Origin of the sequence: Bifidobacterium catulorum (assembly GCF_003129925.1) — a bacterium.
GTDB lineage: Bacteria > Actinomycetota > Actinomycetes > Actinomycetales > Bifidobacteriaceae > Galliscardovia > Galliscardovia catulorum.
In genome coordinates this window covers 1-9,230 of the sequence record NZ_QFFN01000053.1, presented here as the reverse complement: position 1 = coordinate 9,230, position 9,230 = coordinate 1, and the positions used below count along the sequence as shown (strand labels likewise).

Genomic DNA, 9,230 nt, shown 5'->3' with positions numbered 1-9,230 from the left:
GGCCAGCTCCCCTCCCGGGAGGGGAGCCGAAGAAGAGGATGGAGCGTCTTCGACAGAGGCATCGGCGGAGGCGGAGGCATCGGCGGAGGCGGCCTCGACGCGTTCGACCATGGCGGTCTCGAAGCGTCCGAGGATGCTGGCGATCGGCTCGTCCACGGTGGTGATGGCGGCCACGGAGATCGGGCCGGGGATCACGCGCACGGAATCGGCGGAATAGCGCGGGTCCTCGGACTGCCACAGCTGGTCCTGGCCCCACCAGCGCAGCAGGTCGTTGTCGATGACCGGCACGAACGGCATGGGCTTCGGGTATTCGCGCACGAGCACGGGGAACCATGCCACGTCGCTCGGCACCACGGTGAGCTCGTCGGCCTGCGGGTATGCGGCCTTGAGCCGCTCCAGCGCGGGCGCCGGGTCGAGCACGTCGCCGCGGCCCGAGAACAGCGAGGTGAACTCGCCGGACTCCTGGTCTCGCACACGGGCCTCGATGCGCTGCAGCAGGTGCAGGAACCGGTCGGCGTAGGTCTCGTCGGCCCACGGGTAGGAAAGGTCGGCGAAACGCTTGGCCCACGCGTAGTAGGTCATGGTCTCAAGGTCGCCGAAGTACGGCTTGGCGGTCTTGTTCAGCGCGGCGATGATCTCGTCGCGGCGCGAATCGAGCTCCTCGGGATGCTTCATCACACGCACGAGCAGACGCCCGCACACGGCGGAGGAGTTCTCCACCTCGTAGATGTCGGCGTGCAGATGGCTCAGACCGGAGGCGACGCCGCCGACGGACTTGCCGGACGGCACCCAGCGCTCGCCGAGCGGGGCGAACGGGTCGTCGTCCTTGTCGGCGTCGGTGATGCCGGGAGTCTCCACAAGCATCCGCTTGACCTGCGGGCTGGTGTGCGCCTCCTTGGCGGTCATGGCGGCGGTGCCGACGAGCACGCCGTCGACCGGCATGAGCGGCAGGTCGTAGGCGCGGGACCATTGGCCGGTGATGTAGTCGGCCGCGCGTTCGGGCGTGCCGGCGCCGCCGCCGACCACGAGCACGAGGTTCGTCTGCTCGCGCACCTCGGCGTAGGTGCTCATGAGCAGGTCGTCGAGCGACTCCCAGCTGTGGTGGCCGCCGGCCGCGCCGCCCTCGACCTCGATGAGGATCTTCACGGGGGCCACGGCCTTGGCGATGCGCACGACCTGGCGAATCTGGTCGACGGTGCCGGGCTTGAAGCTCACGTAGGGGAAGCCATCGGCGTTGAGCGTTTCGATGAGCTCCTTGGCCTCGTCGAGCTCGGGGATGCCGGCGGAGACGACCACGCCGTCGATGGGCGTGCCCGACGCGCGCTTCTTCGGCACGATGCGCTGCGAGCCGAACTGGAGGTTCCACAGGTAGCGGTCCATGAACATGGCGTTGAACTCGACGGTGCGCCCTTCCTCAAGCTCCTCCTCAAGCCTGGCGACATGTCGGTCGAACACCTCGGCGGTCACCTGGCCGCCGCCTGCGAGCTCGGCCCAGTAGCCGGCGTTGGCGGCCGCGGCCACGATCTCCGGGTCCACGGTGGTGGGGGTCATGCCGGCGAGCAGCACCGGCGGCTTGCCGGTGAGGTCGCTGAACGCGGTGCGCACCTTCGGCCCGGCCGGGGTGGCCACCACGCGCGGCGCGTAGCGCGTCCAGTTCTGGGTGCGGGCGGGTTCGGACTCCAGTGTGGAGAGCGTGGCGCGGGCGTCGCCGGTGGAGGCGTCCACCACGCCGACGCCGGTGCCCTGGGCCACGGTGCTCAGCAGCTTGCCGACCACGGTGCCGGGGCCGAGGTCCACGACCCACAGCCTGCCGGGGTCGGTGGATTCCAGCGCCTCGCGCACGCGGGCGGCCCAGTCCACATGGTTGAGCAGCACCTCGGCGGCGAGCGTGCGGGCGCGGTCGGCGTCCAATCCGCATTTGCGCGCCCATGCCACGGCCTGCTCCACTCCCTCGGCCATGATCGGGCTGTGGAACGGCAGCGTCACGTCTAGGTATTCGAGCACGGGCGCGAACACGCGTCCGCCGCGCACCTTCTCCTCGCGCAGCGTGGCCTGGTGCCTGTGCTCCTTGCCCGCCTCGATTTCGAAGGAGGCGAGGTCCTCCGGGTATCCGGAGAGCACGTAGTGGTTGCCGGAGTTGGTCACGGCCACGGCGATCGGGCCGCGCGGGTTGGTCACGCGGGCCACGAGCGCATCGATCTGCTGGCGCGTGGCGCCCTTGACGGAAAGCATCGGGGTGGCGTCGCCGCTGCGGCTGGCGAGCGCGTTGCCGCGGGCCTGCCGGGTGCCGGCCACGCCGATCAGCGTGGCGATGGCGAGGATCTCGTCGATGGCGTCGGCCGCGGCGTCGATGGAGCCGGCCTGCTGGATGGCGCGCACCATGTGCACGGCGAGGATGCCCTGCGAGTGGCCGAGCACGGCCACGGGATGGGCCTTGGCCACGTCGTAGCCGAGGTCGGCGGCGTCGAGGATGGCGCCGAGCTGGGCGAGCGCGATGCCGGGCACGCTGGCGGGCGCGTCGGCGGCGGCGCCGAGCCTGGCCGGGTTCGGTTCAAAGCCGAACAGGTCCACGGGACGTCCCGTGGTGGCGAGCAGTTCGGCGGAGACGGGTGTGAGCAGTCGCCGGGCGGCGGCTGCGTGGTCGTGCAGGCTCGCGTCGAGGACGGGGTTCTGCAGTTCGTCGGCGAGGGCGACCGGCCACGGCGTCGACTGGCCGGCGAAGGCCAGCGCATGGGGCTGGTCGGCGAGGCGGCTGAGGAAGAATTCGTTGGTCATCATATGTTCCTTATCGATTCCTATCGGTCTGTTTTCGTTCTGTTTCGGTCTGTTGGTTGGTTCACATCGTTGGTTTCGAAAAGCCCGCCCGCGGGTCACATCGGCTGGTTGCCATGGTGTTTGCCGGTGCGGCGCACGCGCCGCTTGGTGGCGAGCAGTCTGAGCGACCGTTCGATGACGTCGCGAGTCTGTTCGGGGTCGATCATCGCGTCGATCTCGCCCATTTCGAGGGAGAGGTTGGCGTTGACGGTGGTCCTTTCGTATTCGTCGGCGAGCCGTCGACGCAGGGCGTTGACGTCCTGCCCGGCCTCCCTGGCCTTCTGCAGGTCCTTGCGGCGGATGATGTTCACCGCGCCCGCGGCGCCGAGCACGGCGATCTGCGAGCTCGGCCAGGCGACGTTCACGTCGGCGCCGATGGCCTTGGATCCCATCACGATGTAGGAGCCGCCGAACGCCTTGCGCAGGATCACGGTGATCATCGGCACCTGGGCGTTGGCGTACGCGTAGATGACCTTCGCGCCGCGTCGGATGATGCCGTTGTGCTCCTGGTCGGCGCCGGGCTTGTATCCGGGCGTGTCGACGAGCGTGATGACCGGCAGGTTGAACGCGTCGCACAGCCGTACGAATCTGGCCACTTTTTCGGAGGCCTCGACGTCGAGGATGCCGGCCAGCACGTTCGGCTGGTTGGCGACGACGCCGACCGGGCGACCGTCGACGCAGGCGAATCCGACGACGGCGGACTGGGCGTAGAGCTCCTGCACCTGCACGAATTCGCCGTAGTCGACGATGCAGCGGATCACGTCGAGCACGTCGTATGGCTGGCGGTCGTTGTCGGGCATGATGCCGCCGATGCGTTTGGCGGCCTCCCGCTCCGCGTGGCCGGACGCGTACGCGCAGGTCGGCGCCTGTTCGTCGCTGTTGGACGGCAGGTAGGCGAGCACGGTGCGTGCGTAGTCGATGGCGTCGGCCTCGTCCTCGCCGAGATAGTGGGCCACGCCCGACGTGGCGTTGTGCACGTATCCGCCGCCGAGCTCGTCCATGCTGATCGTCTCGCCGGTCGCGGCCTTGACGACGTCGGGGCCGGTGACGAACATGTTCGAGTTCTCCTTGGTCATGATGATGAGGTCGGTGAGCGCCGGGCAGTAGACGGCGCCGCCGGCGCATGGGCCGAGGATCAGGGAGATCTGCGGGATGAAGCCGCTCGCCTCGCAGGTCTTGCGGAAGATGTGGCCGTATTGGGCGAGCGCGGCGACGCCTTCCTGGATGCGTGCGCCGCCGGAGTCGATGAGCGCCACGACGGGGATCTTCAGATCGATGGCCATGTCCATGAGATGGCAGATCTTGCGTCCTTCGGCCATGCCCATGGTGCCGCCGCGCACGGAGAAGTCCTGTGCGTAGACGGCGACCTTGCGGTCGTAGATCTTGCCGAAGCCGGTGATGACGGCCGATCCGGCCTTGCCGGCGTTGATGTCGCCGCCGTTGAACCGGCCGATCTCCTCGAATGTGTCGGTGTCGAACAGCAGGTCGAGACGTTCGCGCGCCGTGTACTTGCCTTTGGCGTGCTGGCGTCTGACGGCGTTCGCCTCGGCGTCGCGCGCGAGTTCGGCCGCGCGCGCGATGGCGTCGCGCACCGGCTGGTGCCGGGCGGCGGCCGCGTTGGTCGTGTCCACGGAGACTCCGAGCGTGTCAGTCATCGCCGTTCTCCTTTCCATTCCCCTCATCGGTCGCATGACCGTCGTTGTGCGTGTCGTTCGTATGACCGTGGTCGTGCGTGGCGCCTTCGATGTCCATCGACACGAGCGTCTGGCCGGGGTCGACGCCGTCGGCCACGCCCACGTCGATCTTCCTGATGACGCCCTTGGCCGGCGCGTACACGTAGTTCTCCATCTTCATGGATTCGAGCACGACGAGCAGGTCGCCCTTATCGACGGTCTGGCCTTCGGCCACGTTGATGCGGGTGACGACGGCCTGCATGGTGGCGACGATGATGCCGGAGCGTGCCGCGTCGTCCGTGTGGCGGGTGTTGTCGCCGACGTCGTGCAGCCCGGTGCCGCGCAGCGGCTGCGTGGGACGGCGCGTGCCGGTCGTGCCGTGGCCGGAGCCGATGCCGGCGAGCAGGTCGGACGGCACGGCGAGTTTGACGCGCCTGTCGTCGACCTCCACGTTGAACGTCTCCATTGCGGGACGGCGGCCCTCCTTGCCGCTCACCGATGCGGGCTGGCCGGTGGTGACGGCCTGCGGCTTGGCGTTGAGGTAGTTGCGTTCCAGCCATTTGGTGGTCACTTCGAACGGGTGGCCGTCCTCGGCGGTGAAGTCGGGGTTGGTGAAGATCTTCTGGAAGAGGCTGGCGGGCGTGGGCACGCCTTCGATGCTCAGTTCACGCAGGGCGCGGCGCACGCGGGCCACCGCGGTCAGGCGGTCCTGGGCGGTGACGATGACCTTGCCCATCATGGAGTCGTCCTTCGGGGAGATGGTGTCGCCCACCTCCACGCCGGTGTCGATGCGGATGCCGGGGCCGGACGGCCAGGTGATGGATTCCAGCGTGCCGGAGCTGGGCGTGAGGTTCGTGGCCGGGTCCTCGCTGGTGATGCGCAGTTCGAACGCGTGGCCGCGCGGTGCGGGCGCCTTGGTGAGTTCGCCGCCGTCGGCGATGATGAGCTGTTCGCGCACGAGGTCGAGGCCGCTCACCTGCTCGCTCACGGTGTGCTCCACCTGGAGCCTCGGGTTGACCTCCATGAAGTACACGCGGCCGGCTGGCGTGACGAGGAACTCGCAGGTGCCGAGGCCCACGTAGTCGACGGTTTCGAAGAGCCTCTGGGAGAAGCCTTCAAGCTGGGAGCGCACGTCGGCGGTGAGGAACGGGGCCGGCGCCTCCTCCACGAGCTTCTGGTTGCGGCGCTGCACGGAGCAGTCGCGCGTGGAGTACACGGTGAAGTTGCCGTGGCTGTCGCGGCCGGACTGGGTCTCCACGTGGCGGGCCTTGTCCACGAACTTCTCGATGAAGTAGTCGCCGAGGTCGCCGCCCTGCAGGGCGTCGTGGTTGAGGTAGAACTGGCGCAGCTCGTCGTCGTTGTGGATGAGCGTGATGCCGCGTCCGCCGCCGCCGTCGGCCTTCTTCATCATCACCGGGTAGCCGTTCGCGTTGGCGAAGTCGAGCAGCGTGCGCATGTCGGTGACGGGTTCGGCCAGTCCCGGCACGACCGGCACCTTGGCGCGCGCCGCCACCTTGCAGGCGGTGATCTTGTCGCCGAGCTCGTCGAGCGCCTCGGGTTTCGGGCCGACCCAGGTGATGCCCGCCGCCCGCACCGTGCGTGCGAACGCCGCGAACTCGGAGAGGAACCCGTATCCGGGGTGCAGCGCGTCGGCGCCGGAGCGTCGGGCGATGTCGACGATGAGGTCCTCGTTGAGATACGTCTTGAGGTTCGTGTCGCCGGAGAGCAGATACGCCTCGTCGGCCATCTGCGCGTACATGGCGTCCCGGTCCTGGTCGGCGTAGACGGCGACCGTACCGATGCCCATCTCCTGGGCGGTCCTCACCACGCGCAGAGCTATCTCCCCGCGGTTGGCGATCAGCAGTTTTCGCATAGGGTCCTTTCCGGATTGCGCGGTGTGTCACGCCGTTGCCGGCCGCGCCGCTGTGTCATGCAGTTCGTATGCTCTTGTGGTCTGGTTCTCGGATTTCGCTGGGTTCCACGGATCCGCCGCCTATATCGGCATGACGCCCACGTCGCCGGTCGTGACCGTGTGGGATTCCCCGTCGTCGGTGCGGATGGTCAGCGAGGCGTCCGGGTTGATGCCCGTGGCCGTGCCTTGGATGCGGCCGCCGTCGACGAGCCGCGCCTCCACGCGTCGGCCGAGCGTCCAGCTCACGGGCTCGACCTCGCGCAGCACGTCGGCCGCGCCGGTCTTCGGGTCGGCGTAGAGCCGTTCCAGCCGTGCGCGCAGGTGCCGCACGATGCCGGCCATCAGCACGTCTCGCAGCGTGGCGTAGTCGGGGAGGTTCCCGTAATGCAGATGCAGCGACGTGGCGGTGCCGGTCGGCAGTTCGTTCCGCGGCACGAACAGGTTCAGGCCGATGCCGATGACGACCGCGGAGCCGCGGTCGTCGACGGGCACGTATTCGCTGAGCACGCCGGCCAGTTTGCGACCGTCGCAGAACACGTCGTTCGGCCATTTGATGGTGAGCTTCCCCCGATCGGCGCCGGACGCCGACACGTCGTAGTCGTCCACGACGTCGCCCATGGCGTCGAGCACGGCGAGGCCGGCCGCCATGGTGATCCAGCCGCCCAGCGCGTCGTCGATCAATGCGGCGGGCGCGGGCACGGCGAATGATGCGAGCAGCGACTGCCCCGGCCGGTTGTACCAGACCCGGCCCAGACGGCCGTGGCATCTGGTCTGTGTGTCCGAGACGGCGACGGCGATCGGCAGGGCGTGGCGCGCGGCGTCGGCGTCACCACCGTCCGTCGCGGCGGCGTCCGTGGCGTCGGCGTCGTACAGGTGCGCTATGCGGGCCACGGCATCCCCACCGTGGTCCAGACCGTGCACACCCGCCGCGATGTCGCGGACCATCATCGTGTTGGTGGAGTCGACCGTATCCAGAATCGTCAGCGAATCCGCCTCGGCGGCGGTGCGCGGGGCTGGCGCCCGCCAGACAAACTCATGAATCGGCATGGTTTCACGCTATCAATCCGTCCATGGACGAAGGAACCCGGGAACCGACAAAATCCGTCGCCGGTTTTTGTACATTCATACAAACGGTTCCGTAGGCGCGGTTTCTATGCTGGGATACCGAAACGGAGGAGCCCTCTGTTCCCAACGATTTCGGCAACCATGAGCATAGAACGTTTGACGTTCTGGCATCATTGCCATCGCGTGATCCCGGAAGGATTTGTATGATTTCACAACACCGCAGCCCGGTCCTCGACCATGTCGCCAGAACGGCCGACGCCGCCACCGCCAAACGGCTGCTCGCCTCGGGGGCCAGGATGCTGCTGTTCGCCGGGCTGATGTGGGCCGCGGCCGCCGCCGGGAAGGTTCCCGTGCCCGGCACGCCGGTACCCATCACGATGCAGACGTTCGTGGTGATGCTGGCCGCGCTCACGCTCAGCTGGCGCGAGGCCGCCGGCGCGATCGGCACATATCTCGTCGCGGGGGCGGCCGGCCTTCCGGTGTTCGCGGGCGGCGCCTCCACGCTGGCGTTGGTCGGTCCGAGCGCCGGGTTCCTCGTCGGCTTCCTGCCGGCCGTGGTCGTCACGGCGATGGTCCGCGGCAAGGCGCGCACCGGCTCGGTCAAAGCCCGCGCGCTCACCTCGCTGCGGTATTTCGGCGCGATCGTGCTTGGGGTGATCGTGGTGCTGTACCCGTTCGGCGCATTCGTGCAGTCGGTGCTCACCGGCGTGCCGTTCCCCGCCGTGATGCTGGCGTCTCTTGGATTCCTCGCCGGCGACCTGCCCAAGGCCGTCATCGTATCGGTTGCCTGCGCCGGCCTTTCCCGCCGCTGACCCGCCGGGAGCCCTCTCTCCGGCGACCGATAGAATCATGGGCGATGAATACGGTTTGGAATGTTCTGCGATGGACGGTGGCGGCGTTGGCCTGCCTGTGGCTGGCGCTGTGCACCGCGGTCGGCCCGATCTACCGCGCCGACGGGTCGATCACTGATTTCTCCCCGGCCAATGCGGCGATGCTCGTCGTCGCGTTCGCCGCATACTTCGGCATGGTCGTCGGGCTGACGCGGCTGGCCGGACGGAGACGCAACGATATCCCCAGAGTTGTGCGCGATGGGGATGAACGCTGTGGACAATCGCCCAGCGAGGCAGGCGGAAAGCCCCGCGACAACCCGGCCCGCGACGCAAGACCCCAGGGTTTCCTCGCACGGCACGAGGAGGCGATCCTTCGTGCCACCGACCGCACATGGAAGCTCTTCGTCATCCTGGTCGTCGGATGGCTGTGGTGCTATGCGACGCTGCTCAGCGCGTTCGGCGCCGACCTGTTCTCGCAGATTCGGGAATTCTCGTCGTTCTGGGCGCAGACCCACGGCGACCCGCAGACCTATCTCGACGGCACGGGTGTGGTGAACACCATCATGGACGTCTACCCGACCGCGCATTACCTGTGGCCGGCCGATCCGACGTTCCTCACCAACCAGCACAACATCCTCCTCACGCTGCTGTACGGCGGCGTGGCGTTCGCAAGCCGCTCGCTCACCGGCGCGGTCGACGCCGGCATCGTGGTGCTTTCCGGAGCGCAGTTCCTCTTCGCCGCGTTCTGCTGCGCCGCCACCGCGAACCGATTCCTCAACATGCCGTTCCTACGTGATAGAGCCTCCCCAGCTCCTCCCCATCAAGAAGAAACCAGCCAACCGGAACGACTCCCCTCAGTCTCGCTGCGCTCGACAGCTCCCCTCGATCCCGAGGGGAGCCAATCGGAGAGGCGCTCCCCCCAACCGGCGCCCCAGG

Annotated in this window: 6 protein-coding genes; 2 read left to right on the top strand and 4 right to left on the bottom strand. The window is 68.3% G+C overall.

Translation table 11 applies throughout. The annotated features are described in order from the left end of the window. From DF200_RS10130 to DF200_RS10115, 4 genes are all read right to left on the bottom strand, one after another. Positions 1–2,778 (bottom strand): fatty acid synthase subunit beta domain-containing protein (locus DF200_RS10130; RefSeq protein ID WP_439098329.1); only part of this gene is annotated, 2,778 nt, incomplete at its 3' end. A 92-nt stretch (positions 2,779–2,870) separates the two neighbouring features. Beyond that, positions 2,871–4,469, bottom strand: coding sequence for an acyl-CoA carboxylase subunit beta (locus DF200_RS10125; protein WP_170112510.1), 1,599 nt, complete (start codon positions 4,467–4,469; stop codon positions 2,871–2,873). Further along, the gene (locus DF200_RS10120; protein WP_109138151.1) at positions 4,462–6,360 is read right to left on the bottom strand and encodes an acetyl/propionyl/methylcrotonyl-CoA carboxylase subunit alpha; all 1,899 of its coding nucleotides are present in this window, start codon (positions 6,358–6,360) and stop codon (positions 4,462–4,464) included. Before DF200_RS10120 ends, DF200_RS10125 begins: the two co-directional genes overlap by 8 nt. Before the next feature lie 120 nt (positions 6,361–6,480). Then, positions 6,481–7,446, bottom strand: a complete 966-nt coding sequence (locus tag DF200_RS10115) for a biotin--[acetyl-CoA-carboxylase] ligase (RefSeq protein ID WP_109138150.1) — start codon at positions 7,444–7,446, stop codon at positions 6,481–6,483. Between the two features lie 314 nt (positions 7,447–7,760). Between DF200_RS10115 and DF200_RS10110 the strand changes: the two genes are divergently transcribed. After that, on the top strand, positions 7,761–8,276 hold the full coding sequence (locus DF200_RS10110) for a biotin transporter BioY (RefSeq protein WP_241520231.1): 516 nt from the start codon (positions 7,761–7,763) through the stop codon (positions 8,274–8,276). A gap of 44 nt (positions 8,277–8,320) precedes the next feature. Then, the coding region (locus tag DF200_RS10105; RefSeq protein ID WP_241520230.1) for a DUF6020 family protein at positions 8,321–9,230 on the top strand (910 nt) is incomplete at its 3' end.